Consider the following 25,480-nt stretch of genomic DNA (forward strand, 5'->3'; position numbering starts at 1 on the left):
CTACTTCGCTGACTTCGCGATCGAAGAGGTGCTTGTCGTTTCGGTGCCCGGCCGCGACCAGCCGCCGCCGGTTGTGCGGTAGAGCGCAACCCAGGCCTCGGCGCGCTCGCGTTGCAGCGAGACGCGCGCGGTCTGCGCCGCGAACAGCGTGCGCCGCGAGTCTTCCAGCTCGAACAGGCTGGCCAGCCCGCTCTGATAGCGCGCGCTGGTGGCGTCGAAGGAGGCCTGGTAGTTCTGCACTGCGGCGTCGGCATCGCCGGCGCGCTGGTCGGTGCTCTGGAGGTTGATCAGGGCCTCCTCGACCTCGCGCACCGCCTGGCGCACGTTGCCTCGGTAGACCGCGACGGCTTCGTCGTAGCGGGCCCGCGCGGCGTCCACATTGGCGGCCAGGGTGCCGCCGTCGAAGATCGGCACGGTCAGCGCCACCGGTCCGATGCTCCAGGTGTCCACCGTCTCGCGGAAGCCGCTGGTGCGGAACTGCAGCCGCCCGATGGAGCCCTGCAGGGTCAGCCGCGGGAAGCGCTGCGCCAGCGCGAAGCCGGCTTCGGCGCTGGCGGCGGCCACGCCGAGCTCGGCCGCATACACGTCGGGCCGCTGGGCCAGCACCTCGGCGGGGACGCTGCCGACCGGGTGAACGGCGGGCAACGTGCGCTCGACCGGCGCGGCATCGAGCCGGGCCTGCAGCGTGGGCGCATCGAAGCCGGTGAGCGCGACCAGCGCTTGCTGCAGCAGGGCGCACTGGGCACGTTGCTGGGTCAGCCTGGCCGAGGCGTCCGAGGCGCCGGCGCGCGCCAGCGCGGCGTCGGCCGGCGCGGTGAAGCCGGCGCGCGCCGAAAGCTCGTTGAGGCGCGCGGTCTCGGCCCGCGACCGGGTGTCGTCGGTGGCCACGGCGAGCTGGCGCCGGCAGGCGCGCTCCGCGAAATAGGCGTTGGCCGTCTCGGCCGCAACGGACACCCGCGCCTCGTGCCACCTGGCATCGGCGCTGTCGAGCCGGGCCTGGTTGGCGTCCCGGGTGGCGCGCAGGCCGCCGAACAGGTCGACCTCCCAGTTCGACTGCAGGCCGGCCTGCAGCGTGGTGATCGCCGGGATCGAGGTGCTCGCCGCGCCGGTGCCCGTGCCGCCGGTGCCGCCCAGGCCGCTGAAGCCGCTGGTGGGCGAGTTGCTGCGGCTGGCCGAAGCATTGGCGCTGAGGTTGGGCGCCATCGCCGCACCGGCCGCCACGCGCGAGGCCCGTGCCTCGGCGATGCGCGCGGCGGCGCTGGCCACGTTGGGGCTGGCGGCCTGGGCCGCGTCGATCAGCTCGACCAGGAGCGGATCGTCGAGCTGGCGCCACCAGTCGGCGAGCACGGGCAACGAGCCGCCATGGGGCAGGGGCGTGCTCCACTGGACGGGCGTGGGTGCCGTGACCTTCTCGGGCGGGCGCGGGAGCGTGCAGGCCGAGAACGCCAAAGGGAGTGCAAAAGGAAGCGCGAAGCAGAGCGCGCGAAGCCGGGAGTTCCTCATGAGGTTCCGCAAAAAGTGGCGTGGCTGGCGATCGGGTGGATCGCGTTGCTGGCCGGATGCAGCCGGGTGGGCCTGGCAAGCCGCGCAGCATAGCAAGACTGCGCGCGCCGGCATTCAAGCCCCTACTGCAAATTGAAAAACCCTGCATCGTAGCCAGTCGCGAAAGTGCGATTGATGACGTTCGAAGCGTCTATTGATGCACAGAGGCTACGATTCCGCCATGTCTGCCAGCACCGCGCCCACCGCCGCACTGCCGCTCGATGCCGAAGGCATCCTGGCGCTGGCAGCACGCTCGATGTTTCACCTTTTCTCCAGCATCAGCCAGGGCATGTTCCTGGTCGATCGCAGCGGGCGCATCGTCTGGGTCAACGAGGGCTATCGCCGCTTCCTGCCGGCCCTGGGCTTCTCGTCCATCGACCAGTTCCTCGGCCACCCGGTGGAGGAGGTGGTGCCCAACACGCTGATGCATCGCGTGCTGGAGACCGGCGAGCCGATCCTGATCGACCTGCTCACCAACAAGGCCGGCACCTTCGTGGTCAGCCGCATCCCGCTGCGCGAGGAGCGCGAGGACGGTGCGGCCGGCGCGGTGATCGGCGCCATCGGCATCGTGCTCTTCGACCACCCCGAGGACACGCTGCAGCCGCTGATCAGCAAGTTCGCGCTGCTGCAGCGCGACCTGGACGACGCTCGGCGCGAGCTCGCGAGCCAGCGCAACAACCCGCTATGGCAGCAGTCGGCCGATGGCCAGAGGCGCTCCAAGTACACCTTTGCCAGCTTCATCGGCGCCAGCCCGGCGGCGGTGGAGGTCAAGCGCCATGCGCGGCGCGCGGCGCAGTCGTCCAGCCCGGTGCTGCTGCTGGGCGAGACCGGCACCGGCAAGGAACTGCTAGCGCACGCGATCCACGCCGCCTCGGCGCGGGCGCGCAACGCCTTCGTCAGCGTGAACATCGCGGCCGTGCCCGACACGCTGCTGGAGGCCGAGTTCTTCGGCGTCTCCCCAGGCGCCTACACCGGCGCCGACCGCAAGGCACGCGAGGGCAAGTTCAAGCTGGCCGACGGCGGCACGCTCTTCCTCGACGAGATCGGCGACATGCCGTTGCCGCTGCAGGCCAAGCTGCTGCGCGCGCTGCAGGAGGGCGAGATCGAGCCGCTGGGCTCCAACAAACTGGTGCCCTTCGACGCGCGCGTGATCGCCGCCACTTCGCGTGACCTGCCGGCGCTGGTAAGGGAAGGGCGCTTCCGCGAAGACCTGTTCTACCGGCTCAACGTGCTGCCGGTGCGCGTGCCGCCGCTGCGCGAGCGGCGCGCCGACATTCCCGCGCTGGTCGAAGCCTTGGGCGAGGACATGGCGCTACGCAGCGGCGAAGCACCGCCGGAGCTGATGCCCGACGCGCTGGCGCTGCTGGCAGCGCAGCACTGGCGCGGCAACATCCGCGAGCTGCGCAACGTGCTGGAGCAGGTCACCATGCGCAGCGACTCGCAGCGCATCGACGCGGCGCAGCTGGAGCGCATCCTGCGCGAGACCGGGCAGGAGAAGATCGCCGCGCCCGACCCGCTGCAACCGGCGCCGGGGACAGCCGCGGGCGACGACAAGGCCCTGCTGCTGCGCCCGCTGGCCGAGCAGGTCGCCGAGCTGGAGCGCAAGGCCATTGCGGCTGCGATGGCGGCGACCGGGGGCAACAAGCTGGCGGCCTCGCGGCTGCTGAAGATCTCGCGGGCGACGCTCTACGAGCGGCTGGACAGCGGGGACTGAGTGTTGCGAGCCCTTATGCACGGGCTTCGCGTCCGAGCATGAAAGGCTGCTATGCGTGGGTGATGCGTTCCACCGCCTTCCCGGGCTCATCGCAGCTTGCGTTGTACCTGCAAAGACAATGGCGAGTCTCTGGAAAACCCTGACTGAAAATCATGCATTTGCCTGAACGTCGGGCAAATCGAATGTCCTGATTTCAGCCTTTTCATTCGAAACGTGAGGGAAAGTCCTTGGCGGTCAACGCGATTGCAGTTGGCACGAACTGTGCAATATTCAGTCATCCATTTCAGGAGACAAAGAATGCACCGTCGCCACCTGGTCGCCCTCGCGGCCATCGCCACCTTGGGCGCCTCCGCGCTGAGCACCCCCGCGCTGGCCCAGTCCAACGAGATCCGCATCGCGCATATCTACAGCAAGACCGGCCCGCTGGAAGCCTATGGCAAGCAGACCCAGACCGGCCTCATGATGGGCCTCGAGTACGCCACCGGCGGCACCATGGCCGTCAACGGCAAGAAGATCGTCGTCATCGAGAAGGACGACCAGGGCAAGCCGGATCTCGGCAAGTCGCTGCTGGCCGCGGCCTATGCGGACGACAAGGCGGCATTGGCGGTGGGGCCCACCTCCTCGGGCGTGGCGCTGGCGATGCTGCCGGTGGCCGAGGAGTACAAGAAGATCCTGCTGGTCGAGCCCGCCGTGGCCGACTCGATCACCGGCGACAAGTGGAACAAGTACATCTTCCGCACCGGCCGCAACTCGAGCCAGGACGCGATCAGCAACGCGGTCGCGCTGGACAAGCCGGGCGTCACCATCGCGACGCTGGCGCAGGACTACGCCTTCGGCCGCGACGGCGTGAAGGCCTTCAAGGACGCGATCAAGCAGGCCAAGATCGTCCATGAGGAATACCTGCCGCAGAACACCACCGACTTCACCGCCGGCGCGCAGCGGCTGATCGACAAGCTCAAGGATCAGCCGGGCCGCAAGGTGATCTGGGTCGTGTGGGCCGGCGCAGGCAACCCCTTCAAGATCGCCGACCTCGACCTCAAGCGCTACGGCATCGAGATCGCCACCGGCGGCAACATCCTGCCCGCGATGGCCAGCTACAAGCAGTTGCCGGGCATGGAAGGCGCAACGTACTACTACTTCGGCATCCCGAAGAATCCGGTGAACGAGGCCCTGGTCGCGGCGCACTACAAGGAATTCAAGACGCCGCCGGACTTCTTCACCGCCGGCGGCTTCAGCGCGGCGATGGCGGTGGTGACGGCGCTCAAGAAGACGGGCGGCGACACCAGCACCAACAAGCTCATCTCGACGATGGAAGGCATGACCTTCGACACGCCCAAGGGCCCGATGACCTTCCGCAAGGAAGACCACCAGGCGCTGCAGAGCATGTACCACTTCAAGATCAAGGCCGACCCGGCCTTCGCCTGGGGCGTGCCGGAGCTGGTGCGCGAGATCAAGGCGTCCGAGATGGACATTCCGATCAAGAACAAGCGCTGAGCAAAAACGGACGCCGGACGCAGTGGATGCACTGCGTCCGGTACCCGCATCCTTCTTTCCTCCATCCCATGCTCGAAACCAAGGATCTGACGATCCGCTTTGGTGGCCATGTCGCGGTCAACGCGGTGAGCTGCGCCTTCGCACCCGGCACGCTGACCGCGATCGTCGGTCCGAACGGTGCGGGCAAGACCACCTATTTCAATCTCATCTCGGGGCAGCTCAAGGCGAGCGCCGGAACGGTGTCGCTCGACGGGCAGGTGCTCTCGGGCCTGAGCACCTCGGCGCGCACGCGCGCGGGACTGGGCCGGGCCTTTCAGCTGACCAACCTCTTTCCCAATCTGACGGTGCTGGAGAACGTGCGGCTCGCGGTGCAGGCCACGCGCGAGGGGCCGCACCGGCGCGGGCTCAACCTGTGGAGCATCTGGAGCGACCACCGCGAGCTCACCGAAAGGGCCGACCAGATCCTGGCGGCGGTCGCGCTCAAGGCCAAGGAGCATGCGACCGTGGCCAGCCTGCCGCACGGTGACCAGCGCAAGCTGGAGGTGGCGCTGCTGATGGCGCTGGAACCCAAGGTGTTCATGTTCGACGAGCCGACGGCGGGCATGAACACGGCCGAGGCGCCGGTGATCCTGGACCTGATCCGCGCGCTCAAGAAGGACCGCAGCAAGACCATCCTGCTGGTGGAGCACAAGATGGACGTGGTGCGCGAGCTGGCCGATCGCATCATCGTGCTGCACAACGGGCAGCTGGTGGCGGACGGGGAGCCGGCGGAGGTGATTGCCTCGCCGGTGGTGCAGGAGGCGTACCTCGGCTTGCCTGCGGCTGGCGCCGAGGACGCTTCGCAGCATGTGACCGCCCCCATCCCGGCCTTCCCCCGCACGGCGGAAGGAGAAATACGATGAGCCATCCAGCCTTGCTGCAACTCGAAGGCGTCCACACCCACATCGGCGCCTACCACATCCTTCATGGCGTCGATCTCGCCGTGCCCCGCGGCCAGCTCACCATGCTGCTGGGGCGCAACGGCGCCGGCAAGACCACCACGCTGCGGACCATCATGGGCCTGTGGCATGCCTCGCAAGGCCGCGTGCGCTTCGGCGAGCGCGACATCACGGCAATGCACACGCCGCAGATCGCCGAGCTCGGCATCGCCTACGTGCCCGAGAACATGGGCATCTTCTCGGACCTCACCGTCAAGGAGAACATGCTGCTCGCAGCGCGCGGCGCGAAGAATGCCGAGCAGATGGACGATGCACGCCTGAAGTGGATCTTCGAGCTCTTCCCCGCGGTCCAGAAGTTCTGGAACCACCCGGCGGGCAAGCTCTCCGGCGGGCAGAAGCAGATGCTCGCCGTCGCGCGCGCGATCGTCGAGCCGCGCGAACTGCTGATCGTCGACGAGCCCAGCAAGGGCCTGGCGCCCGCCATCATCAACAACATGATCGAAGCCTTCGGCGCGCTGAAGAAGAGCGGCGTGACGATCCTGCTGGTCGAGCAGAACCTCCATTTCGCGCAGCGGCTCGGGGATACGGTCGCGGTCATGGACAACGGCCGCGTGGTGCACGGCGGCAGCATGGCGGCCTTCTCGGCCGACGAGGAATTGCAGCGGTCGCTGCTGGGGTTGGCCATATGAAACTCGACTTCGACTGGAAGCCGCTGCTGCTGGTCCCCGTGCTCGCGCTCGTCGCGCTGCCGCTGACCGGCTCCTTCTCCACCTGGCTCACGCTCACCGTCGCGGGTCTCGCCATGGGCATGATCATCTTCATCATCGCCTCGGGCCTGACGCTGGTGTTCGGCCTGATGGACGTGCTGAACTTCGGCCACGGCGTGTTCATCGCGCTGGGTGCCTTCGTCGCCAGCACGGTGCTCGGCGGCATGGGCGACTGGACCGGCTCGCAAGAGGTCTGGCGCAACCTGGTGGCGGTGTTCCCCGCGATGCTGGTGGCGATGGCCGTGGCCGGCGCGATCGGCCTGGCCTTCGAGCGCTTCATCGTGCGGCCGGTGTACGGGCAGCATCTCAAGCAGATCCTGATCACGATGGGCGGCATGATCATCGGCGAGGAGCTGATCAAGGTGATCTGGGGGCCGGGGCAGATCCCGCTGCCGCTGCCCGATGGGCTGCGCGGCTCGCTGCTGGTCGGCGATGCGGCGATCAGCAAGTACCGCCTGGTCGCGGTGGCAGTCGGGCTCGTCGTCTTCGGGGTGCTGGCCTGGACGCTCGCGCGCACCAAGATCGGCCTGCTGATCCGTGCCGGCGTGCAGGACCGCGAGATGGTCGAGTCGCTGGGCTACCGCATCGGACGGCTCTTCATCGGCGTCTTCGTGGTCGGCAGCGCGCTGGCCGGCCTGGGCGGCGTGATGTGGGGGCTGTTCCAGCAGAACCTGATCCCGCAGATGGGTGCGCAGGTCAACGTGCTGATCTTCATCGTGATCATCATCGGCGGCCTGGGCTCGACCACCGGCGCGCTGATCGGCGCGCTGCTGGTCGGCTTGCTCACCAACTACACCGGCTTCCTTCTGCCGGTGGCCACCCAATTCGCCAGCATCGCGCTGATGGTGGCGGTGCTGCTGTGGCGCCCACAAGGCGTGTATCCGGTGGCGAGCAGCCGTTGAAGAGGGCGACATGATGCTGAAACGTCTTCTCTCCAACGACCTTCCGCGCAGCCGTGTCCTGGCCGTGCTGCTGGTGCTGCTGCTGGTCGGGCTCGCCTTTGCGCCCTTCATCTTCCCCGGCGTCAAGGCGCTGAGCGTGGCGGCCAAGGTGCTGGTGTTCATCGTGCTGGTCGCGAGCTTCGACCTTCTGCTGGGCTACACAGGCATCGTGAGCTTCGCCCACACCATGTTCTTCGGCATCGGCGCCTATGGCATCGCGATCTCCGCGACCCGGCTGGGGCCGGGCTGGGACGCGTTGCTGCTCGGCCTGGGTGCGGCACTCGTCGTGTCGCTGCTGCTGTCGCTCGCCATTGGGCTGTTCTCGCTGCGCGTGCGTGCCATCTTCTTCGCGATGATCACGCTGGCGGTGGCCGCCGCCTTCCAGACGCTGGCGTCGCAGCTGTCGGACTTCACCGGCGGCGAGGACGGGCTGACCTTCAAGTTGCCGGAGCTGATCTCGCCGTCCTTCGAATTCGCGGAGGAGCCCTTTCTCGGCGTCTCGCTCGACGGTCGCCTGCTGTGCTACTACCTGCTCTTCGTCGCCGCGGTGGTGCTGGTGCTGGCGCTGCTGCGCATCGTCAACTCGCCGTTCGGCCGCGTGCTGCAGGCCATCCGCGAGAACGAGTTCCGCGCCGAGGCCATCGGCTACCGGGTGGTGGTCTACCGCACCACCGCGTCGGTGCTGTCGGCACTGTTCGCCACGCTGGCCGGCGCCATGCTGGCGATCTGGCTGCGCTACAACGGGCCGGACACCTCGCTGTCCTTCGAGATCATGATCGACGTGCTGCTGATCGTGGTGATCGGCGGCATGGGCACCATGTACGGCGCGGCCATCGGCGCCGCGCTCTTCGTGGTGGCGCAGAGCTATCTGCAGGACCTGCTGCGCCTCGGCAGCGATGCGGCGAGCGGCGTCTCCTGGCTGGCGGCGCTGCTGTCGCCGGACCGCTGGCTGCTCTGGCTGGGCGTGCTCTTCGTGCTCTCTGTCTATTACTTCCCGACCGGCATCGTCGGCCGGCTTCGCGCGAGGGCCCAGCGATGAATGCACCGACATCGAACTACCTGCAGATCGCCGGCCGCGAGATCCACTGGATGGACTGGGGCGGGCAGGGCGATCCGGTGGTCGTCGCCTGGCATGGCCTGGCGCGCACCTGCCGCGACATGGACGAACTGGCCGGGCATTTCGCCGAACGCGGCTTTCGCGTGATCTGCCCCGACACCCTCGGCCGCGGGTTGAGCCAGTGGAGCCCGGCGCCCGACGATGAATACCAGCTGGCCTTCTACGCGCGCCTCGCGGCGGGCCTGTGCGATGCGCTGTCGCTCGAGCGGGTGCACTGGGTCGGCACCTCGATGGGCGGCGCGATCGGCATGGTCTGCGCAGGCGGCCTGGTCGAGCCGCGCATGAAGGCGCGCATCGCCAGCCTGGTGCTCAACGACAACGCGCCGCAGATCGCGGACGCGGCAGTCGAGCGCATCCGCTCCTATGCCGGGCAGCCGCCGGCCTTCGAGACGGTGACCGAGCTCGAGGCCTTCTTCCGCACGGTCTACAAGCCTTACGGGTGGCTCAGCGATGCGCAATGGCGGCGCCTCACCGAGACCTCGACGCGGCGCCTGCCCGACGGCCGCGTGACGCCGCACTACGACCCGGCCATGGTGCGGCAGTTCGTCGTTCATCCGGAAGACTATGTGCTGTGGACGCACTACGACGCGATCGAGGTGCCGCTGCTGTGCCTGCGCGGCGAGGACTCCGACCTGGTGCTGCCCGAAACGCTGGCCGAGATGCGCCGCCGCGGGCCCGGCGCGGCAGGGCGCCTGCAGATCATCGAGGTGCCGGGCTGCGGCCATGCGCCGGCGCTCAACGTACCCGCCCATCTGGAGCCGATCGAGGCCTTTGTGCGCGCTGCCGGCACGTAAGGAGCAAGCTCGCCACAATCGGACCCCGAATCAACTCGGAGTCATCCATGGCGCTCTCGTTCTACGACATCTCGGTCCCGGTCTTTCTCCGCGGACTCGGCCAGCTTTCGCATCTGCTCGACAAGGGGCTTGCGCATGCGCAGGCTTCAGGCATCGACCCGACGGTGCTGGTCAATGCTCGGCTCGCGCCCGACATGTACACGCTTGCGGGCCAGATCCAGAGCGCGAGCGACGCCTCCAAGCTGGGCACCGCACGGATCGCCGGCCTCACGGCGCCGAGCTTTCCTGACACCGAGACCACTTATCCGGAATTGCAGGCCCGCGTCGCGAAGACGGTCGACTATCTGCAGAGCGTGGACCGCGCATTGGTCGACGGCTTCGAAGACCGACCCGTCACGATGAAGGCGCGCGGCAACGAGCTGAACTTCACCGCGCAGCGCTACCTGCTGCAGTTCGCGCTGCCCAACTTCTTTTTCCACGTGACCACCGCGTACGACGTGCTTCGGCACAGCGGCGTGCCGTTGGGAAAGATGGACTATCTGGGACGGTTCTGAGGAAGACGGGATCTCAAGCCCGGGTCGGCCACCCGCTCAGATGGCGCTCGGCAATGGCTGCCAGCGCCGTGATCCAGTCGCCCCGGTCGTTGAGGCATGGGATGTAGTGAAACTCCTTGCCGCCCGCCTGCAGGAAGGCGTCGCGGCCTTCCATTGCGATCTCTTCCAGCGTCTCCAGACAGTCGGCCGGGAAGCCCGGGCACAGCACGTCGACGCGCGCAACGCCGGACGCGCCCAGCTCGCGCAGCGTGGGCTCGGTGTAGGGCTCCAGCCATTTCGCTCGGCCGAAGCGTGACTGGAAGGTGACGCGGTACTCCGACTCTGCGAGCTTCAGGCGTTCGGCAAGCAGGCCCGCGGTCGCCAGGCATTGAGCCTGGTAGGGGTCGCCGAGCCGGATGTTGCGTTCCGGAATGCCGTGAAAGCTCATCAGCAGGCGGTCGGGCCGGCCGTGATGCTTCCAGTGCTCCTCGACGCTGCGGGCCAGCGCGTCGATGTAGAGCGGCTCGCCGTGGTAGTCGTTGACGAAGCGGAACTCCGGCACGCGGCGCACGCGGGCGCTCCATGCATTGACGGCGTCGATCACGCTGGCCGTGGTGGTGCCCGAGTACTGGGGGTAGGCTTGAAGCACCAGCACCCGCGTCGCACCCTCGGCCTTGAGGGCATCGAGCTGCGCAGCGATGGAAGGCTGGCCGTAGCGCATGGCCTCGCGCACCGTCACCCGGTGCCCGCGCTCGCCCAGCCATCCGGCCAGGAACCTGGCCTGCTTCTGCGTCCAGACCTTCAGCGGCGCGCCCTCGGGCATCCATACGCTGGCGTACTTGGCAGCCGACTTCGCAGGCCGGGTGCGCAGGATGATGCCGTGCAGGATCGGCGCCCACAGCGCCTTCGGAATCTCGACCACGCGCGGGTCGCCGAGGAAGTCGGCCAGGTAGGGCCGGACCGCGCGCGCGGTGGGTTCATCGGGCGAGCCGAGGTTGCACCAGAGCACGGCGATGCGCTCCTGGTCTGTTGCGGCGGCAGGAGCTTCGGGGCGAAAAGGCATGCGCTATTCTCGGCCATGGCCCTTGCGACCCCTGATTCATCCACGCTCGACGTGAAGCGCATTGCCGCAATCTCGCTCGACCTCGACGACACGCTCTGGCCCATCTGGCCCACCATCGAACGCGCCGAGCGCGCGCTTCATGACTGGCTGTTGCGGGAGGCCCCCAAGACCGCGAACCTGCTCATCACGCCCGGCGTGCTGCGCGAGCTGCGCGAAGCCACCGAGAAGGAGCGCTCCGACCTGGCGCACGACCTGAGCGCGCTGCGCCGCGAATCCATCCGCACCGCGCTCAAGCGCGCGCACGAGGATCCGGCGCTGGCAGATCCGGCGTTCGAGGTCTTCTTCGCCGAGCGCCAGCGCGTGACGCTTTACGACGACGCCTTGCCCGCGCTCGAGTGGCTCAGCGAGCGCTACCCGCTGGTGGCCGTCTCCAACGGCAATGCCGACATTCACCTGGCAGGCGTGGGGCGCTGGTTCCGCGCCGCATTCAGTGCGCGCGAGTTCGGCAGCGGCAAGCCGCACCCGGCCATCTTCCGCGCCGCCGCCGCTTCGGTCGGGCTGCCGCCCGAAAGCATGCTGCACGTAGGCGACGATGCGGCGCTGGACGTGGTGGGCGCCCTCGACGCCGGCATGCAGGCCGCGTGGCTGGTGCGCGAGGAACGGCCGTGGGAGCACGGCGCGCGGCCGCAGCTGATCGTGCCCGACTTGCATGCGCTGTGCAGGGCACTGGATTCGCCCAGCAGCTGAGGCCGCTTCAGCGCCCCGCGGCGGAGCGGTTCAGCGCGTCGCTCAGCGTGTTCTGGATGTTGAGGTTCTTGATCATGCCCATCGCGTTGCTGCGGGCATCGATCACGGTCCGGTTCACGATTTGCTGGTTGTTCAGCGTGTTCTGGATGATCGTGCCCGTGCCGTTTGCCAGCACGTCCGGCGCGACGCTGTTGCCCGGCCCGACCTGGACCAGGTTAAGCGCTGCCATCTGCCTGGCAAGCTGCGTGGCCTGCGCCGGCGTGAGGTCGGCGACGCGGCCGAAGTCGAGCGAAGTCTGCGTCACCAGGTCGCCGTTGACATAGACGGCGCGCGTGATGCCGAAGCTCACCAGCAGCCCGCCGCCGACGTCGAAGCCGCCGCGCTGGCTGTCCAGCGTGCGGTTGCTGACCGCCTGCCAGATGGCGTCCGCCCGCGCCGGCAGGGCTGGCGCGACGCCGAGCAGGGCGGCGAGCAACAGTGGCGCCGCGCGTCTCATCAGAATTCCCCCGGCCCGAGCTTGGGCAGCGTGATGCCCGCCATGCCGTCGCGATTGACGCCGTTGCCCAGCGGCGCCCGTGGCGCCACCCGCCAATCGGCGGCGAGATTGAAGCGGGCCATCTCCATCCGGTTGTGGATCACGAACAGAAGCCCGTTCTTCCAGATCGCCTCGAAGGCCTCGCGACGCATCGCGCGCGTGCCCTGGGCCGGGTCGCCGATCAGCACCCGGTCGCGCTGCACGCCCTTGATGACGACGAAGTGGTGATAGCCGTTTTCGTTGATCAGCACGATGGCCGGAACGCGCGCCTCGTTGAGCTTGTCCAGCGGCTGCTCGAAGCCGTCGGCCTGGAAGCCGTGCGCCGCCAGGAAGTTCTTCATGTCGAGCAGCGAGAAGCCTTCGCGATGGATCTTCTGCCGGTTGCCGCGCGCGTACATCTGTTCGAACACCACCTGCTCCGTCACCGGATAGCCGTAGTGATGGGTGAGCAAGGTCGCGACCGCCGCCGATCCGCAGGAGAAGTCGTACTTCTGCAGCAGCGTGCCGGCCAGCCGCGCCTGGCGCATGCTGGTGACCGGCATGATGACGTCGCCCGAGCCCATGGCCGGCAGGTGCGCGAGCTGGGCCGCCGCCGGGCCCGGGGCGGCGCAGAGGGTGAGGGCGAGGGTGAGCAGCAGGCTGCGCATCGCCGCTTCCTCAGTTCATCTGCAGGTGCAGGATGACCGCGTTCTGGATCAGCACGTTGGCGCCGGTGTTCTGGATCACCACGGGCAGGCCGTTCATGTTGGCGAACGAGCCGGAGCTGATGGCGTTGCTGCCGGTCGTGACGTTGTGCGCCGCGTTGCCGGCGGTGACGCCGCTCAGTTCCATCTCGTTGCTGACCACCTGCCCGCCGCGGTACTTGTCCAGCGCCTTGGCGTCGACCGGCTTCCACGGCGCACCTGTCTCCTTCGGCGCCACCGATGTCTGCGCCGTGGCAGCAGCCGCGAGCACAAGGGCGAGCAGGAAAGCGCCCGCGGATCGGGAGGGTGCGATGGATCTCATGGTGTCTCTCCGGTGGACGAGCGGCAAACGTCCGCGCGACCGCAGCATCGCTGCAAGCCGCGCGGAAGTCCTCCGCTCTCTCCCCTTGCTAACGTCCCACGGACAGGTTGGCCTGCACATTCACGCTCTGCTGGACCAGCGACGAGAGGCCGCTGTTCTGGTTCGCGATCATGATGCCGGCCGCCGACTGCCCGACGCTGGTCATGGTGTTGGACATGTTGAAGGTGCCCGCGTTGACCGTGTTGGTCCCGCCCGCACCGCCCGTGCCACCTTCACCCACGCCGCCGGTGCCGCCTTGCGCGGTGTTCGTGCCGCCGTTGCCTGCGCCGCCCGCTCCACCGGTGCCGCTGCCGCCCGAGCCGCCGCTGCCTGCGGTGTTGTTGCCGTTGCTGGCGCTGCCATTGGTGGCGCTGCCGTTGGTTGCCGAGCCGCCGGCGCCGCCGGTGCCCGCACCGGCCGTGCGGCTGCCGCTGTTGGTGCTGGTCGCCGTCCCGCCCGCGCCGCCTGCGCCGCCCGCGCCGGCCGAGGCCGATGCCGCCGCATTGCCCGCGCCGCCCGCGCCGCCCGCGCCAGTGGTGCCACCGGTGCCGTCCGCCGTGCCGCTGGTGCCGCCGCCGCCGCCCGCACGGCCGCTGGAGCCGCCGGTGCCGTTGGCGTTGCCCGACGAGCCGCCGTAGCCGCCGCTGCCGCCCGCCGCCGCCGCGTCGGCAGCCCCGTCGCCGCCACTGGCGCCGTTCGCCCGCACGAAGCCGCTGGCATTCAGGCCATTGGCGCCGCCGCCGTCGCCCCAGCCGCCGTTGCCGGCGCGGGCGCTGCCGTTCGTCGCGCTGCCATGGTTGATCGCGCCATTGGACGCCGTGCCGCCCACCGCGCCGACTGCGCCGTTGCCAACAGCGCCGTTGCCGCCCTGGCCGCTTCCATTGGCTGTGCCGCCGCGGCCCACGCCGCCATAGCCGCCCTTGGCGTCGCCGCCTGCGGCCGAGCCGAGGTTGACAGCCTGGTTGCCGATGCCGTAGATGCTGTTGCCGCTCACCGTGCCGCTGAGATTGATGCTTGCCGTGGCCTTCGTCACGTTGAAGGCATTGCTGAAGGTGCCGGTGGAGCCGTTGTTGAGCGCCGCCGAGCGCGTCGCGTTCGCATAGGCATCGCCCGAGTCCTTGTTCGTGCTGCTGTCGGTACGCGTGTTCGTGCGCGTGCTGGTGCTCGTGGTGGTGTTGGTGTTCGTGCTCGTGTTATCGCCTTCGCGGGCCAACTGGAGTCCAAGTTGGCCTGTGTCGTTGGCAAGCGCCGTACCGCTGAAGCCGAACGCAACTGTCAGGGCCGAGGCCAGGATTGTCTTCTTCATAGGGTCTCCAACTTGTTGATGGACAAAGCTCAGGATGAATTGCGTGGCCGCAATCGAGCGGGGCTCGTGCAACTTCGATGCCAGCGCACCCGGGCAGGGCGGGGGCGCTTGCGTTCTCCGAGCGGAGGTGCGTGGGCAGCGGCATCTGCAACGGGATGGGACACCGGTGCCGCAATGCCGGCGAAGTGACTATCTGTCACGGCGCGTTGACGGTGGCCGCGCCGGCGCCCCAGGCGGTGTTGCGGGTTTGACTCGGCGGCGCGAAACGGCTGCCGATCGCGCTACTCCCTTCGGCCGTCTCGTCGATGTGACGTGCTTTCCGGGCGCAATCGCAGCCGGCCTCGCGCCGTTTCCCTCGTATCGCGAGCTGCCAGCTCGCGGGCGCACGTCTGGAGCCCGGTCAACGAGTGCCCGCAGAGTGCATCAGATCTGCGACACCTCGCTGACAGCGCCGCCTCCAGCATTACCTTTGTTTTCAACTTGCATCTTGCAGCGCTTTGAAATGTGCGTTTACGCTCCCATGCGACATCACCCACGAACAGCAACAAGGGGAGGGTCACATGGAGACGAATCATCCGCACAGGACGCTGGCGTTCCTGGCTTGTTCCTCGATGATCATGTCCGGGGCGCTTGCGCAGGCGCAAGGCGGCGCGGCCGGCCGAACGCAGAGCACCGGTAAGCGCATCGAGGCCTTGCAGCAGCAGTTGCGAGAACAGGGCCGGCAGATCGAGTCGCTGCGCCAGCAGGCGCAGGAGCAGGAGTCCCGCTACCGCGAGCTGCAGGAACGCCTGCAGACGCAGGAGGCGCGCAGTGCACCGCCGGCACGGCCGGAGGTGCCGCTCCCCACCACCCCCCCGGCCGCCACGGCACAGGCGCCCGACACCGGAACGCGGCCCGTGCGCGTCGGCGTGGCTCCCAGTGCCGAGGGGCCCGCGGTTCCGGAGGTCGCACCGCTGTTCGACCAGCCGGGCATCCTCACGCCGCGCGGCAAGTTCGTCTTCGAGCCGTCGCTGCAGTACGCGTACTCGTCGAACAATCGCGTCGCCCTGGTGGGCTACACCGTGATCCCCGCCTTGCTGATCGGCCTGGTCGACGTGCGGGAGGTCAAGCGCAACACGGTGACGGCGGCGGTCACCGGGCGCTGGGGCGTCACCAACCGGCTCGAGCTCGAGGCCAAGATCCCCTACGTCCACCGTTCCGATTCGACCATCAGCCGCGAGATCTTCACCGGCTCGGCCAACGAGCGCGTGTTCGACACGCGCGGCAACTCGATCGGCGATGTCGAGCTGGCAGCGCGCTACCAGCTCAACGAGGGCAAGGGCAACTGGCCCTACATGATCGGCTCGCTGCGTTTCAAGACCCGTACCGGCAAGGACCCCTTCGAGGTGGTCACCGACTGCGTCACGCGCTGCATCGGGAACACCACCGGCACCGGCCTGCCGTTGGACTTGCCGACCGGCTCCGGCTTCTATTCGCTGCAGGCGGGGCTGACCTGGTTGCTGCCTTCCGACCCGGCCGTGTTCTTCGGCAGCTTCACCTACACCTACAACGCCGGGCGCGACAACCTGAGCCGGGTGGTGCTCAACGGCGAGCGCGAGTTCATCGGCAACGTCAAGCCGGGCAACGTCTTCGGCGTCAACTTCGGCATGGGGCTGGCGCTCAACGAGCGTTCCTCCTTCAGCGTCGGCGTGGACCTGAACTCCATCGGCAAGACCACGCAGAACGGCTTGCCGGTCGTCACCTCGGTGCGCACGCAGCTGGCGTCGCTCCAGCTGGGCTATGCCTATCGCATCAGCGACAAGACCTCGTTGAACGTGACCGTGGGGGCCGGGCTGACGCGCGACACGCCCGACCTCACGCTGACCGTTCGGCTGCCGATGTCCTTCTAGCAATCAAGCACGCCATGCAGCACCTCACCCTCCTGTACGTCGCACTCGGCGGCGATTCACGCGAGCTGCGCGAGTCGCTGCTTGCCGGCGGCTGGGAAATCGCGCAGGCCTCGGACCTGGCAGCCGCGAGCCGGCTGCAGGCGCATCGGCGCTTCCCGGCCGCACTGCTGGCCATTGGCGATTCGCTGCCGGTCCCGGAGGCCGAGATCGAGGCCTGCGTCAGTGCCTCGACAGGCACGGAGTGGGTGGTGGTGTGCGAGCCGTCCGCGTTGGAGTCGCATGGCTTTCGCGAGCTGGTGCTGAGTTGCTTCTTCGACCACGCGTCGCTGCCGCTGGACGCTCGCGAGCTGACGATGATGCTGGAGCATGCCGCTCGCCGCGGACTGCTGCGGCGCCGGCAAGAGAACCGGATGCATGCGGCCGACGCGTTGGGCATGGTGGGGCAGGGCCCCGCCATCACGCGCTTGCGCAAGCAGATCCGCCGCGTGGCCGCCACCGATGCGCCGGTGCTGATCGGCGGCGAGAGCGGCAGCGGCAAGGAGCTGGCGGCGCGCGCCATCCACCAATGCTCGCAGCGCTCGTCGGGGCCTTTCGTGGCGGTCAACTGCGGCGCCATCTCGCCCTCGCTGATCCAGTCGGAACTGTTCGGCCACGAGCGCGGTGCGTTCACCGGCGCTTCGTCGGAGCGCCGCGGGCTGATCGAGGCTGCCAATGGCGGCACCATCTTCCTCGACGAGATCGGCGACCTGCCGCTGGAGCTGCAGACCAACCTGCTGCGCTTCCTGCAGGAGAAGACCATCAGCCGCGTGGGCGGCGTGCGCAGCCTGCGCGTGGACGTGCGGGTGGTCGCGGCCTCGCATGTGGACCTGGCGGAGGCAGTGGCCGTGGGTCGATTCCGCGACGACCTGTTCTACCGGCTCAACGTGCTGTCCCTCGAGCTGACGCCGCTGCGCCGCCGGATGGAGGACGTGCCGATGCTCGCGGAGCACTTCTTCCGGTGTTGCGCGGCCGCGGGCAAGACGCGGGTGCAGGGCTTCAGCAGGCAGGCGCTGTCGGCCATGATGGCGCATGGCTGGCCGGGTAATGTGCGCGAGCTCTACAACCGCGTGCAGCGGGCGGTGGTGATGAGCGAGCAGCGGCTGATCGGCCCGGCCGACCTCGGGCTGGCCGAGGTCGAAAGCCCCGCGAGCCTGGAACTGGACGCCGCCCGCACGCTGGCCGAGCGCGACGCCATCCGCATGACGCTGACGCGCGTGGGGCGCAACGTCACGCGGGCGGCGCGCGAGCTCGGCGTGTCGCGCATGACCCTGTACCGCCTGATGGAGAAGCACAGCATCGCGCTGGGTGCGTCGCACGCCCCTTACGCGGGCTCGACGCCGCCCGCGGCCTTGCCGCTGCGCACCGCGCCTTCGATCGTCGCCGGGTACGGACCTTCGACATAGTCGCCGCACGCCAGGAGGCCCGCCGCAATGCGCGCGGGCGGACGCTCTAGCCCCGGCGTGCAGGCGAAGGTGGCGCGCTTCTCGACCACTGTCAGCAGCGGCTGCAGATTGGCGAGCCCAAGCTGCTCGCGGGCCTGCGCCAGGACCTGCTGCTGCAGCAGCTCGCGGTCCGCGCTGCTGGCGCTGACCACGAACGCCAGCAGGCCCTGCGGTCCGCCGAGCTGGCCGCGATCGAAGACGAACTGGGCGGGCGAACCCGCGGACGATCGCAGCGCGAGCAGCGGAGCAGAGAGCGCCGCGCCGCCGGTGACGTAGACGGTGGCAATGGCTTCATGCTCCAGCGCCTGGGCCGATCGCGACCAGCCGGAGGCCTCGAGCAGGCCTGCGCTTTCGGCAAGGCGAGCGGCTTCCCAGGGCGGGCAGGCGAGCACCACGCGGTCGAAGTGCTCGCCGTCGACCTGCCAGCCCCTGGAGTCGCGGCCGATGGCTTGCACGCGCGCGCCGGCGTGCAGCCGCGTACCGTGCTGCGCCAGCCACCGCGCCGCGGCGTCGGGCAGCAGCGCGCCCAGGTCGACGCGAGGCAGCAGCAGGTCGGCGCCGCCGCGTTCGGTGAAGAGGGCGTCGTGCAGCACGCGCAGGAAGACTTGTCCGCTGGCGCGCTCGAGGGGCGTGTTGAGGGCCGAGATGCACAGAGGCTCGACCAGCTCGCGCCGCACGCGCGGCGTTAGGCCGGTGCAGAGCTGGCCGACGGAGGTCTGCGGATCGCACAGAAAGTTTGCCGAGCGCCAGGCGAGGGCGCGGCGCACCAGCGCAGCCTTGTCACGCCACGACCAGCCGCGGGCGCCGAGGATACCGGCCAGCAGATCCAGCGGCGGCGGCACGCCGGGCGGCACGGCGAGGCCGCTGCCGTCGGCGAAGCGCAGCCGCAGCGGCAGCCGTTGCAGCACCGCTTCCGGATCGATGCCGAGCTCCCGCATCAGGCTCAAGGTCGCGCTGTAGGCGCCGATGAGGATGTGCTGGCCGTTGTCGAGCATGACCGGCTCGCCGCCCGGCAACTGCGCGGGCAGGGCGCGTGCGCGGCCACCGAGGGCGCGCGCGGCCTCGAACACGGTCACCGCGTGGCCGGCGCGCGTGGCCTCGATGGCGCAGGCCAGGCCGGCCCAGCCCGCGCCGATCACGGCGATGTTTTTCGTCACAGCCTGCCGAGGGCCTGCACACGCCAGGCCAGCCAGAACTTGCGCAGCGGTGTCAGGCTCACGCGCTGGTCCAGCACCTTGAAGTCGTCACGCTCGATCTCGCGCAGCAGGGTGCGGTAGATGCTGGCCATCATCAGGCCCGGCTTCTGGGCTCGCCGGTCGGCCGCGGGCAGCAATGCGAGGGCCTCCTCGTAGGCCGCGTGGGCGCGCTCGGCCTGGAACTTCATCAGGGCGACGAAGCGCTCCGAATGCACGCGGTTGAGCACCTCGTGCGCCTTGACGTCGAACTGCTGCAGCTCGTTGACGGGCAGGTAGATGCGCCCGCGCAGCGCGTCCTCGCCGACGTCGCGGATGATGTTGGTGAGCTGCAGCGCCAGGCCGAGCTTGTGGGCATAGGCCGTGGTCTGCGCATCGGTCTGGCCGAAGATGCGCGCCGCGCCTTCGCCCACCACGCCGGCCACGAGATGGCAGTAGCGCTTCAGGGCCGCGAAGTCGAGATAGCGGGTCTGGTCCAGGTCCATCTGGCAGCCGTCGATCACCTCGTGCAGCTGGCGCGCCTCGATGCCGTAGACGCCGGCGTGCGGCATCAGCGCCTGCATCACCGGATGCTGCGGATGGCCGTCGAAAGCCTGCGCGACCTCCTTGCGCCACCAGGCCAGCTTGGTGGCCGCGACACCGGGGTCGCTGACCTCGTCGACCACGTCGTCGATTTCCCGGCAGAAGGCGTAGAAGGCGGTGATGGCGGCACGCCGCGGCTTGGGGAGGAACAGGAACGCGTAGTAGAAGCTGCTGCCCGAGGCGGCAGCCTTGTCCTGGACGTACTGCTCGGGCGTCATCTTGGAAAACTCGTCATCGCGGGGGATTGTCTCCGCATCCGCAGGGCGCGCCAGGCCAGGAGCGGTGCATCGGCCTTGCCGATGGTCGGGCGCTGCGACCAGGTGTCGAAGCCCAGGGCCTCGATCTTGTCGAGGATGCGCAGGCCGCCTTGTACGACGAAGCGCAGCTCCCAGCCGGCGCGGCCTGGCAGGCGGTGCACCAGCGGCGCGCCCTCGTTCATCAGCTCGCGGGCCCAGGCCACCTGGGCCGCGATCAGCGCGATGGCCGAAGGCGGCGGCGTCTGCGGTGCCAGCGGCCTGAAGGTGCGGAAGTCCTCGAACGCAAGACCGTGCGATGCGATCTCGGCCGCCGGCAGGTAATAGCGGCCGCGCGGCAGGTCGACGCTCAGGTCCTGCCAGAAGTTGATCAGTTGCAGGGCGCTGCAGATGGCGTCGCTCTGCGCTAGCGCCCGGGCGTCGTCCACGCCGTAGAGATGCAGCAGCAGCCTGCCGACCGGATTGGCCGAGCGGCGGCAATAGTCGAGCAGCTCCGCGCGGTCGGCATAGCCGGCCTGATCGCGGGTCTTCTCGATGTCCTGCATGAAGGCCGAGAGCAGGTCGGCCAGCAGGGGCTCGGGCAGTGCGAAATCGCGCATGGCATGGGCCAGCGGGCCGAAGACCTCGGGCCAGCGCGCCGAAGGCACAGCACCGCGCGCGGCGGCCGCGAGCTCGGCGCGGAAGGTGCGCAGATCGTCCAGCCGCTGGGCCGCGTCGGCGTCGCCCTCGTCGGCGATGTCGTCGGCCGTGCGGGCGAAGGCGTAGATGGCCGCGATGGGCGGGCGCAAACGCGGCGGGCACAGCCAGGACGCGACGGGGAAATTCTCGTAGTGGGCGGGCGCCGCGGCGACGAGGGGGTGGGGCGTGGAAGGCACGCGCCGGATTGTCGTTGACACCGGTTCTCGTTTACCCTAGATTACTAACCGGCTGGTCATTAATGACCCCGATCTTCTGCCAAGGGTGTTCCCCATGACCGCGTCATCCGCTTCCGCCGTCCGCCGTTGCGCCGGCCTCCTGCTTGTCACTGCCGTGGCGCTCGCGGGCTGTTCCCGTCCTCAGCCGGCCGAGGAGCCGCTGCGCGCGGTCAAGGTGATGGCGGTCGGCACCAGCGCCTACGACACCGAACCCGAGTTCTCCGGCGAGGTGCGCGCCCGGATCGAATCGCGGCTCGGTTTTCGGGTGGCGGGCAAGATCACCCGCCGCCAGGCCGAGCTCGGCCAGCATGTGAAGGCCGGGCAGGTGCTGGCGCAGCTCGATCCTCAGGACTACCGGCTCGCCGTCGAGGCGGCGCGGGCCCAGCACGCTGCCGCGCTCACCAACCGCGACCTGGCCGAGGCTGATCTCAAGCGCTACCGTGGGCTGCGCGAGCAGAACTTCATCAGCGCCGCCGAGCTGGAGCGGCGCGAGAGCACCTACAAGGCGGCGCAGGCGCAGCTCGAGCAGGCGCAGGCGCAGATGTCCTCGCAAGGCAACCAGGCGCAGTACACGACGCTGGTGGCCGACGTGCCGGGCATCGTCACTGCGGTCGAGGCGGAGCCGGGTCAGGTGGTGACCGCCGGCGCGCCTGTCGTGCGGATCGCGCAGGACGGCGCGCGCGACGTGGTGTTCTCGGTGCCGGAAGACCGTGCCGGGCTGGTGAAGCCGGGCTCGGCGGTCCTCGTGCGCGGCTGGTCGGACGGCAAGGAGATGGAAGGCAAGGTGCGCGAGGTGGCGGCCAGCGCCGACGCGGTGACGCGGACCTACACCGTCAAGGTTGCCATCGACGCCGCCTCGGCGCCGGCACTGGGTTCCACCGTCTATGCCCGACCGCAGGCGCTCTCGCGCAGCGGCACGCCGGTGCTGAAGCTGCCCACCAGCGCCCTTCGCCAGGAAGGCAAGGGCAGCGCTGTTTGGGTGCTCGACAAGGACAGCATGACCGTGCGCTCGCAACCGGTGCAGGTGGCGACGGCGGACGGCAACGAGGCCGTGATCGGCAGCGGCCTTGCGCCGGGAACACTGGTGGTGGTGGCCGGCGTGCACGTGCTGTCGCCGGGCCAGAAGGTGTCGATCTACCGCGAGAAGACTGCTGCGCCCGCCGCCGCCACCCAGGAAGCGGTGAAGGCGCCCGGCCAGGTCACTCCGGTTTCCTCCACCCGCTGAGGACGGTGGGATGACGTCCGAGACCACCGCTTCCGGTGCCGGCAAGGCCGGCTTCAATCTCTCGAAATGGGCGCTGGACCATCCGGCGCTCACCCGCTACCTGATGCTGGTGCTGATGTTGCTGGGCTTTGCGGCCTACTTCCAGCTGGGCCAGGACGAGGACCCGCCCTTCACCTTCCGCGCGATGGTGGTGCGCACCTACTGGCCCGGCGCCACGGCCCAGCAGGTGGCCGAGCAGGTGACCGACAAGCTCGAGCGCACGCTGCAGGAGGCGCCCTACGCCGACAAGATCCGCAGCTATTCCAAGCCCGGCGAATCGCAGATCATCTTCCAGATCAAGGACTCGTCGAAGCCCGGCGATGTCGCCAACGTCTGGTACACGGTGCGCAAGAAGATCGGCGACATCCGCGGCACGCTGCCGGCGGGCATCCAGGGGCCCTTCTTCAACGACGAGTTCGGCGATGTCTACGGCGTGATCTACGCGCTCGAGAGCGACGGCTTCAGCTATGCCGAACTGAAGACCTTCGCCGACGACGTGCGCCAGCAGCTGCTGCGCGTGAAGGACGTGGCCAAGGTCGAGCAGTTCGGCGTGCAGGACGAGAAGGTCTTCGTCGAGGTCTCGCAGAAGCGTCTGGCGCAGCTGGGGCTGGACTTCAACGCGGTGCTGTCGCAGCTCGGGCAGCAGAACGCCGTCGAGAGCGCCGGCACGATCCAGGCACCGCAGGACGTGCTGCAGGTGCGGGTGGCCGGCCAGTTCACCAACGTGGAGCAACTGCGCGCGATGCCGATCCGCGGCAGCTCGGGCAGCCAGATCCGGTTGGGCGACATCGCGGAGATCCGGCGCGCCTACGTCGATCCGCCACAGGTCAAGGTGCGGCACCAGGGCAAGGAGGTGATTGCGCTGGGCATCTCCATGGCCAAGGGCGGCGACATCATCGAGCTGGGCAAGTCGCTGCGCGCGGCCACCGCCGACATCGACAAGCGCCTGCCCGCTGGCGTGAAGCTGGCGCAGGTGCAGGACCAGCCGGTGGCGGTATCGACTTCGGTCAACGAGTTCGTGCGCGTGCTGATCGAGGCGGTGGCGATCGTGCTGGCGGTGAGCTTCATCGCGCTCGGGCTGCACAAGGGCGGGCGCTTCGGGTACTACATCGACATCCGTCCGGGATTGGTCGTGGCGATCACCATCCCGCTGGTGCTGGCCGTGACCTTCCTGGCGATGAACTACTTCGGCATCGGCTTGCACAAGATCTCGCTGGGCTCGCTGATCATCGCGCTCGGCCTGCTGGTGGACGACGCGATCATCGCGGTCGAGATGATGGTGCGCAAGATGGAGGAGGGCTACGACAAGGTGCGCGCCGCCACCTTCGCCTACGACGTCACCGCCAAGCCGATGCTGACCGGCACGCTGATCACCGCTGCGGGCTTTCTTCCGATCGGCATCGCCAAGTCGGTGACCGGCGAGTACACCTTCGCGATCTTCGCGGTGACGGTGATCGCGCTGGTGCTGAGCTGGTTGGTGTCCGTGTACTTCGTGCCCTACCTCGGCACCCTGCTGCTCAAGGTGAAGCCGCACGACCCGGAGGAGCCGCCGCACGAGCTGTTCGACTCCCCGTTCTACAACACCTTCCGGCGCACGGTGAACTGGTGCGTCGAGCACCGGTGGCTGACGATCGGCGCGACGCTGCTGACCTTCGCACTCGGCATCGTCGGCATGGGCAAGGTGCAGCAGCAGTTCTTCCCCGACTCCAGCCGGCCCGAGATCATGGTCGAGCTTTGGTTCCCCGAAGGCACCTCGTTCGCGGCCAACGAAGAAGTGACGAAGCGGGTCGAGCAGCGGCTGCTGAAGGAGGAGGGCATCACCACCGTCAGCACCTGGGTCGGCTCCGGCGTGCCGCGCTTCTACCTGCCGCTGGACCAGGTGTTCCCACAGACCAACGTCTCGCAGCTGATCCTGCTGTCCCAGGACCTCAAGTACCGCGAGTCGCTGCGGCTCAAGCTGCCGGGGCTGCTGGCCCAGGAGTTCCCCGAGGTCCGGGAGCGCGTCAAGCTGCTGCCCAACGGGCCGCCGGTGGCGTATCCGGTGCAGTTCCGCGTGATCGGCACCGAGCCGCATCAACTGCGCGTGCATGCCGACGAGGTCAAGGCAATCATGCGCGAGAACGCGAACATGCGCGGCGTCAACGACAACTGGAACGAGTCGGTCAAGGTGATCCGGCTCGAGGTGGACCAGGACAAGGCGCGCGCCCTCGGCGTCACCAGCCAGGCCATCGCGCAGGCGTCGCGCACCATGTACAGCGGCACCAACATCGGACAGTATCGCGAGAACGACTTGCTGATCGACATCGTGCTGCGCCAGCAGCCCGACGAGCGCGAGGCGATCTCGGACATCGGCAACGCCTACTTGCCGACCGCCTCGGGCCGCTCGATTCCGCTGACCCAGATCGCCCGGCCGGTGTTCGGCTGGGAGCCGGGCGTGATGTGGCGCGAGAACCGCGACTACGCGATCACCGTGCAGGGCGACATCGTCGAGGGACTGCAGGGCGCCACCGTCACCGAGCAGCTGCTGCCGGCGCTGCGCAAGCTGGAGGCGAAGTGGCATGCCGAAGGGCAGGGCGCCTATCGCATCGAGGTGGCTGGCGCGGTGGAGGAGAGCAGCAAGGGCTCGTCCTCGATCGTGGCCGGCGTGCCGATCATGCTGTTCGTGGTCTTCACGCTGCTGATGCTGCAGCTGCACAGCTTCAGCCGCTCGATGTTGGTCTTCCTGACCGGGCCGCTCGGCATCGCCGGCGTGGCCGGCGCGCTGCTGGTGTCGAACCGGCCCTTCGGCTTCGTGGCGCTGCTGGGCGTGATCGCGCTGATGGGGATGATCCAGCGCAACGCGGTGATCCTGATCGACCAGATCGAGCACGACCGCGCTGCCGGGGTGCCCACCTGGGACGCGATCGTCGAATCGGCGGTGCGCCGGCTGCGACCGATCGTGCTGACCGCGGCGGCGGCGGTGCTGGCGATGATCCCGCTGTCGCGCAGCGTGTTCTGGGGGCCGATGGCGATCTCGATCATGGGCGGCCTTATCGTTGCGACCGTCCTGACGCTGCTGGCCTTGCCGGCGATGTACGCGGCCTGGTTCCGAGTCCGGCGGGATGAGCACAACCCGGCCAAGGAGGCCGAAGAGGCCCTCGTTCGCGCTTAAAATACGCGGTTGACCGATTTCAGGCGGTCGGCTTTCCGGCCGGCTGCTTCTCGAATGCGCAGGCGGCCTCCGGGCCGCCTTCCGTATTCATCACCTGAAAAACTGGAACCGCGCGGGTGGCGAAATTGGTAGACGCACCAGGTTTAGGTCCTGACGTTCGCAAGAACGTGCCGGTTCGAGTCCGGCCCCGCGCACCAGAACAAGACCCTCTCAAGGA

22 protein-coding genes and 1 tRNA gene are annotated in these 25,480 nt (G+C 68.8%); 14 read left to right on the forward strand and 9 right to left on the reverse strand.

Features of this window, described 5'->3' with window-relative positions:
* Entirely contained in the window at positions 1–1,503 is a 1,503-nt protein-coding gene (locus ACMGEZ_RS05625; protein ID WP_436821259.1) for an efflux transporter outer membrane subunit, read from the reverse strand.
* Between the two features lie 220 nt (positions 1,504–1,723).
* Here ACMGEZ_RS05625 and ACMGEZ_RS05630 point away from each other — a divergent pair, with 220 nt between their 5' ends.
* The 8 genes from ACMGEZ_RS05630 (at position 1,724) to ACMGEZ_RS05665 (ending at position 9,861) form a co-directional block, all read left to right on the forward strand.
* Complete coding sequence (locus ACMGEZ_RS05630; RefSeq protein ID WP_436821260.1) at positions 1,724–3,256, forward strand: sigma-54 interaction domain-containing protein; 1,533 nt, start codon at positions 1,724–1,726, stop codon at positions 3,254–3,256.
* 297 nt (positions 3,257–3,553) lie between these two features.
* The gene (locus ACMGEZ_RS05635) at positions 3,554–4,750 is read left to right on the forward strand and encodes a substrate-binding domain-containing protein (RefSeq protein WP_436821261.1); all 1,197 of its coding nucleotides are present in this window, start codon (positions 3,554–3,556) and stop codon (positions 4,748–4,750) included.
* Between the two features lie 68 nt (positions 4,751–4,818).
* Positions 4,819–5,652 (forward strand): ABC transporter ATP-binding protein, encoded by an 834-nt coding sequence (locus tag ACMGEZ_RS05640; RefSeq protein WP_436821262.1) that lies wholly within the window; start codon positions 4,819–4,821, stop codon positions 5,650–5,652.
* The gene (locus ACMGEZ_RS05645; RefSeq protein ID WP_436821263.1) at positions 5,649–6,377 is read left to right on the forward strand and encodes an ABC transporter ATP-binding protein; all 729 of its coding nucleotides are present in this window, start codon (positions 5,649–5,651) and stop codon (positions 6,375–6,377) included. Before ACMGEZ_RS05640 ends, ACMGEZ_RS05645 begins: the two co-directional genes overlap by 4 nt.
* Positions 6,374–7,357: a branched-chain amino acid ABC transporter permease gene (locus tag ACMGEZ_RS05650; protein ID WP_436821264.1), complete on the forward strand. Its 984-nt coding sequence runs from the start codon at positions 6,374–6,376 to the stop codon at positions 7,355–7,357. Before ACMGEZ_RS05645 ends, ACMGEZ_RS05650 begins: the two co-directional genes overlap by 4 nt.
* Positions 7,358–7,370: 13 nt before the next feature.
* On the forward strand, positions 7,371–8,435 hold the full coding sequence (locus ACMGEZ_RS05655; RefSeq protein WP_436821265.1) for a branched-chain amino acid ABC transporter permease: 1,065 nt from the start codon (positions 7,371–7,373) through the stop codon (positions 8,433–8,435).
* Positions 8,432–9,307 carry an alpha/beta fold hydrolase gene (locus tag ACMGEZ_RS05660; protein WP_436821266.1) on the forward strand — a complete coding sequence of 292 codons (876 nt, stop codon included), beginning with the start codon at positions 8,432–8,434 and terminating at the stop codon, positions 9,305–9,307. Before ACMGEZ_RS05655 ends, ACMGEZ_RS05660 begins: the two co-directional genes overlap by 4 nt.
* Positions 9,308–9,354: 47 nt before the next feature.
* Positions 9,355–9,861 carry a DUF1993 domain-containing protein gene (locus ACMGEZ_RS05665; RefSeq protein WP_436821267.1) on the forward strand — a complete coding sequence of 169 codons (507 nt, stop codon included), beginning with the start codon at positions 9,355–9,357 and terminating at the stop codon, positions 9,859–9,861.
* A 13-nt stretch (positions 9,862–9,874) separates the two neighbouring features.
* Here ACMGEZ_RS05665 and hemH read toward each other — a convergent pair whose 3' ends face one another.
* A complete protein-coding gene (gene hemH, locus ACMGEZ_RS05670) occupies positions 9,875–10,903 on the reverse strand; it encodes a ferrochelatase (protein ID WP_436821268.1) in 1,029 nt (342 codons plus the stop codon).
* Between the two features lie 15 nt (positions 10,904–10,918).
* On the opposite strand from hemH, the gene ACMGEZ_RS05675 reads away from it, so the two are divergent.
* Positions 10,919–11,650, forward strand: coding sequence for an HAD family hydrolase (locus ACMGEZ_RS05675; protein ID WP_436821269.1), 732 nt, complete (start codon positions 10,919–10,921; stop codon positions 11,648–11,650).
* A 7-nt stretch (positions 11,651–11,657) separates the two neighbouring features.
* Here ACMGEZ_RS05675 and ACMGEZ_RS05680 read toward each other — a convergent pair whose 3' ends face one another.
* The 4 genes from ACMGEZ_RS05680 to ACMGEZ_RS05695 form a co-directional block, all read right to left on the reverse strand.
* Positions 11,658–12,146 carry a hypothetical protein gene (locus ACMGEZ_RS05680; RefSeq protein ID WP_436821270.1) on the reverse strand — a complete coding sequence of 163 codons (489 nt, stop codon included), beginning with the start codon at positions 12,144–12,146 and terminating at the stop codon, positions 11,658–11,660.
* Positions 12,146–12,832 (reverse strand): C39 family peptidase, encoded by a 687-nt coding sequence (locus ACMGEZ_RS05685; protein ID WP_436821271.1) that lies wholly within the window; start codon positions 12,830–12,832, stop codon positions 12,146–12,148. The genes ACMGEZ_RS05680 and ACMGEZ_RS05685 overlap by 1 nt, the downstream gene beginning before the upstream one ends.
* Before the next feature lie 10 nt (positions 12,833–12,842).
* Positions 12,843–13,190 carry a hypothetical protein gene (locus ACMGEZ_RS05690; protein ID WP_436821272.1) on the reverse strand — a complete coding sequence of 116 codons (348 nt, stop codon included), beginning with the start codon at positions 13,188–13,190 and terminating at the stop codon, positions 12,843–12,845.
* An 88-nt stretch (positions 13,191–13,278) separates the two neighbouring features.
* Complete coding sequence (locus tag ACMGEZ_RS05695; protein ID WP_436821273.1) at positions 13,279–14,535, reverse strand: hypothetical protein; 1,257 nt, start codon at positions 14,533–14,535, stop codon at positions 13,279–13,281.
* A gap of 560 nt (positions 14,536–15,095) precedes the next feature.
* Between ACMGEZ_RS05695 and ACMGEZ_RS05700 the strand changes: the two genes are divergently transcribed.
* A complete protein-coding gene (locus ACMGEZ_RS05700; RefSeq protein ID WP_436821274.1) occupies positions 15,096–16,424 on the forward strand; it encodes a transporter in 1,329 nt (442 codons plus the stop codon).
* A 14-nt stretch (positions 16,425–16,438) separates the two neighbouring features.
* Complete coding sequence (locus tag ACMGEZ_RS05705; protein ID WP_436821275.1) at positions 16,439–17,866, forward strand: sigma-54 interaction domain-containing protein; 1,428 nt, start codon at positions 16,439–16,441, stop codon at positions 17,864–17,866.
* Here the strand turns inward: ACMGEZ_RS05705 and hpnE are convergent.
* From hpnE to hpnC, 3 genes are read right to left on the reverse strand one after another with little or no spacing between them, the layout of a single operon-like run.
* The gene (hpnE, locus tag ACMGEZ_RS05710) at positions 17,785–19,062 is read right to left on the reverse strand and encodes a hydroxysqualene dehydroxylase HpnE (RefSeq protein ID WP_436821276.1); all 1,278 of its coding nucleotides are present in this window, start codon (positions 19,060–19,062) and stop codon (positions 17,785–17,787) included. The genes ACMGEZ_RS05705 and hpnE overlap by 82 nt on opposite strands.
* Positions 19,059–19,898, reverse strand: a complete 840-nt coding sequence (gene hpnD, locus ACMGEZ_RS05715) for a presqualene diphosphate synthase HpnD (RefSeq protein ID WP_436821277.1) — start codon at positions 19,896–19,898, stop codon at positions 19,059–19,061. The genes hpnE and hpnD overlap by 4 nt, the downstream gene beginning before the upstream one ends.
* The gene (hpnC, locus tag ACMGEZ_RS05720) at positions 19,895–20,830 is read right to left on the reverse strand and encodes a squalene synthase HpnC (RefSeq protein ID WP_436821278.1); all 936 of its coding nucleotides are present in this window, start codon (positions 20,828–20,830) and stop codon (positions 19,895–19,897) included. Before hpnC ends, hpnD begins: the two co-directional genes overlap by 4 nt.
* A 73-nt stretch (positions 20,831–20,903) precedes the next feature.
* On the opposite strand from hpnC, the gene ACMGEZ_RS05725 reads away from it, so the two are divergent.
* From ACMGEZ_RS05725 to ACMGEZ_RS05735, 3 genes are all read left to right on the forward strand, one after another.
* On the forward strand, positions 20,904–22,073 hold the full coding sequence (locus ACMGEZ_RS05725; protein WP_436821279.1) for an efflux RND transporter periplasmic adaptor subunit: 1,170 nt from the start codon (positions 20,904–20,906) through the stop codon (positions 22,071–22,073).
* 10 nt (positions 22,074–22,083) lie between these two features.
* Positions 22,084–25,263, forward strand: a complete 3,180-nt coding sequence (locus ACMGEZ_RS05730) for an efflux RND transporter permease subunit (RefSeq protein WP_436821280.1) — start codon at positions 22,084–22,086, stop codon at positions 25,261–25,263.
* A 110-nt stretch (positions 25,264–25,373) separates the two neighbouring features.
* Positions 25,374–25,460 (forward strand) — tRNA-Leu (locus ACMGEZ_RS05735).
* Positions 25,461–25,480 lie beyond the last annotated feature (20 nt).

It is taken from the genome of Variovorax stachyos, from assembly GCF_051400855.1.
Lineage (GTDB): Bacteria > Pseudomonadota > Gammaproteobacteria > Burkholderiales > Burkholderiaceae_C > Variovorax.

What these genes read in the sequence shown, in the direction of transcription:
- ACMGEZ_RS05655 (WP_436821265.1), top strand. Translation starts at nt 7,371, where the DNA reads ATGCTGAAACGTCTTCTCTCCAACGACCTTCCGCGCAGCCGTGTCCTG.
- ACMGEZ_RS05700 (WP_436821274.1), top strand. Translation starts at nt 15,096, where the DNA reads ATGGAGACGAATCATCCGCACAGGACGCTGGCGTTCCTGGCTTGTTCC.
- ACMGEZ_RS05675 (WP_436821269.1), top strand. Translation starts at nt 10,919, where the DNA reads ATGGCCCTTGCGACCCCTGATTCATCCACGCTCGACGTGAAGCGCATT.
- ACMGEZ_RS05680 (WP_436821270.1), bottom strand. Translation starts at nt 12,146, where the DNA reads ATGAGACGCGCGGCGCCACTGTTGCTCGCCGCCCTGCTCGGCGTCGCG.
- ACMGEZ_RS05695 (WP_436821273.1), bottom strand. Translation starts at nt 14,535, where the DNA reads ATGAAGAAGACAATCCTGGCCTCGGCCCTGACAGTTGCGTTCGGCTTC.
- ACMGEZ_RS05705 (WP_436821275.1), top strand. Translation starts at nt 16,439, where the DNA reads ATGCAGCACCTCACCCTCCTGTACGTCGCACTCGGCGGCGATTCACGC.
- ACMGEZ_RS05690 (WP_436821272.1), bottom strand. Translation starts at nt 13,190, where the DNA reads ATGAGATCCATCGCACCCTCCCGATCCGCGGGCGCTTTCCTGCTCGCC.
- ACMGEZ_RS05635 (WP_436821261.1), top strand. Translation starts at nt 3,554, where the DNA reads ATGCACCGTCGCCACCTGGTCGCCCTCGCGGCCATCGCCACCTTGGGC.
- hemH (WP_436821268.1), bottom strand. Translation starts at nt 10,903, where the DNA reads ATGCCTTTTCGCCCCGAAGCTCCTGCCGCCGCAACAGACCAGGAGCGC.
- ACMGEZ_RS05630 (WP_436821260.1), top strand. Translation starts at nt 1,724, where the DNA reads ATGTCTGCCAGCACCGCGCCCACCGCCGCACTGCCGCTCGATGCCGAA.
- ACMGEZ_RS05625 (WP_436821259.1), bottom strand. Translation starts at nt 1,503, where the DNA reads ATGAGGAACTCCCGGCTTCGCGCGCTCTGCTTCGCGCTTCCTTTTGCA.
- ACMGEZ_RS05640 (WP_436821262.1), top strand. Translation starts at nt 4,819, where the DNA reads ATGCTCGAAACCAAGGATCTGACGATCCGCTTTGGTGGCCATGTCGCG.
- ACMGEZ_RS05650 (WP_436821264.1), top strand. Translation starts at nt 6,374, where the DNA reads ATGAAACTCGACTTCGACTGGAAGCCGCTGCTGCTGGTCCCCGTGCTC.
- ACMGEZ_RS05725 (WP_436821279.1), top strand. Translation starts at nt 20,904, where the DNA reads ATGACCGCGTCATCCGCTTCCGCCGTCCGCCGTTGCGCCGGCCTCCTG.
- hpnD (WP_436821277.1), bottom strand. Translation starts at nt 19,898, where the DNA reads ATGACGCCCGAGCAGTACGTCCAGGACAAGGCTGCCGCCTCGGGCAGC.
- ACMGEZ_RS05685 (WP_436821271.1), bottom strand. Translation starts at nt 12,832, where the DNA reads ATGCGCAGCCTGCTGCTCACCCTCGCCCTCACCCTCTGCGCCGCCCCG.
- ACMGEZ_RS05645 (WP_436821263.1), top strand. Translation starts at nt 5,649, where the DNA reads ATGAGCCATCCAGCCTTGCTGCAACTCGAAGGCGTCCACACCCACATC.
- ACMGEZ_RS05660 (WP_436821266.1), top strand. Translation starts at nt 8,432, where the DNA reads ATGAATGCACCGACATCGAACTACCTGCAGATCGCCGGCCGCGAGATC.
- ACMGEZ_RS05730 (WP_436821280.1), top strand. Translation starts at nt 22,084, where the DNA reads ATGACGTCCGAGACCACCGCTTCCGGTGCCGGCAAGGCCGGCTTCAAT.
- ACMGEZ_RS05665 (WP_436821267.1), top strand. Translation starts at nt 9,355, where the DNA reads ATGGCGCTCTCGTTCTACGACATCTCGGTCCCGGTCTTTCTCCGCGGA.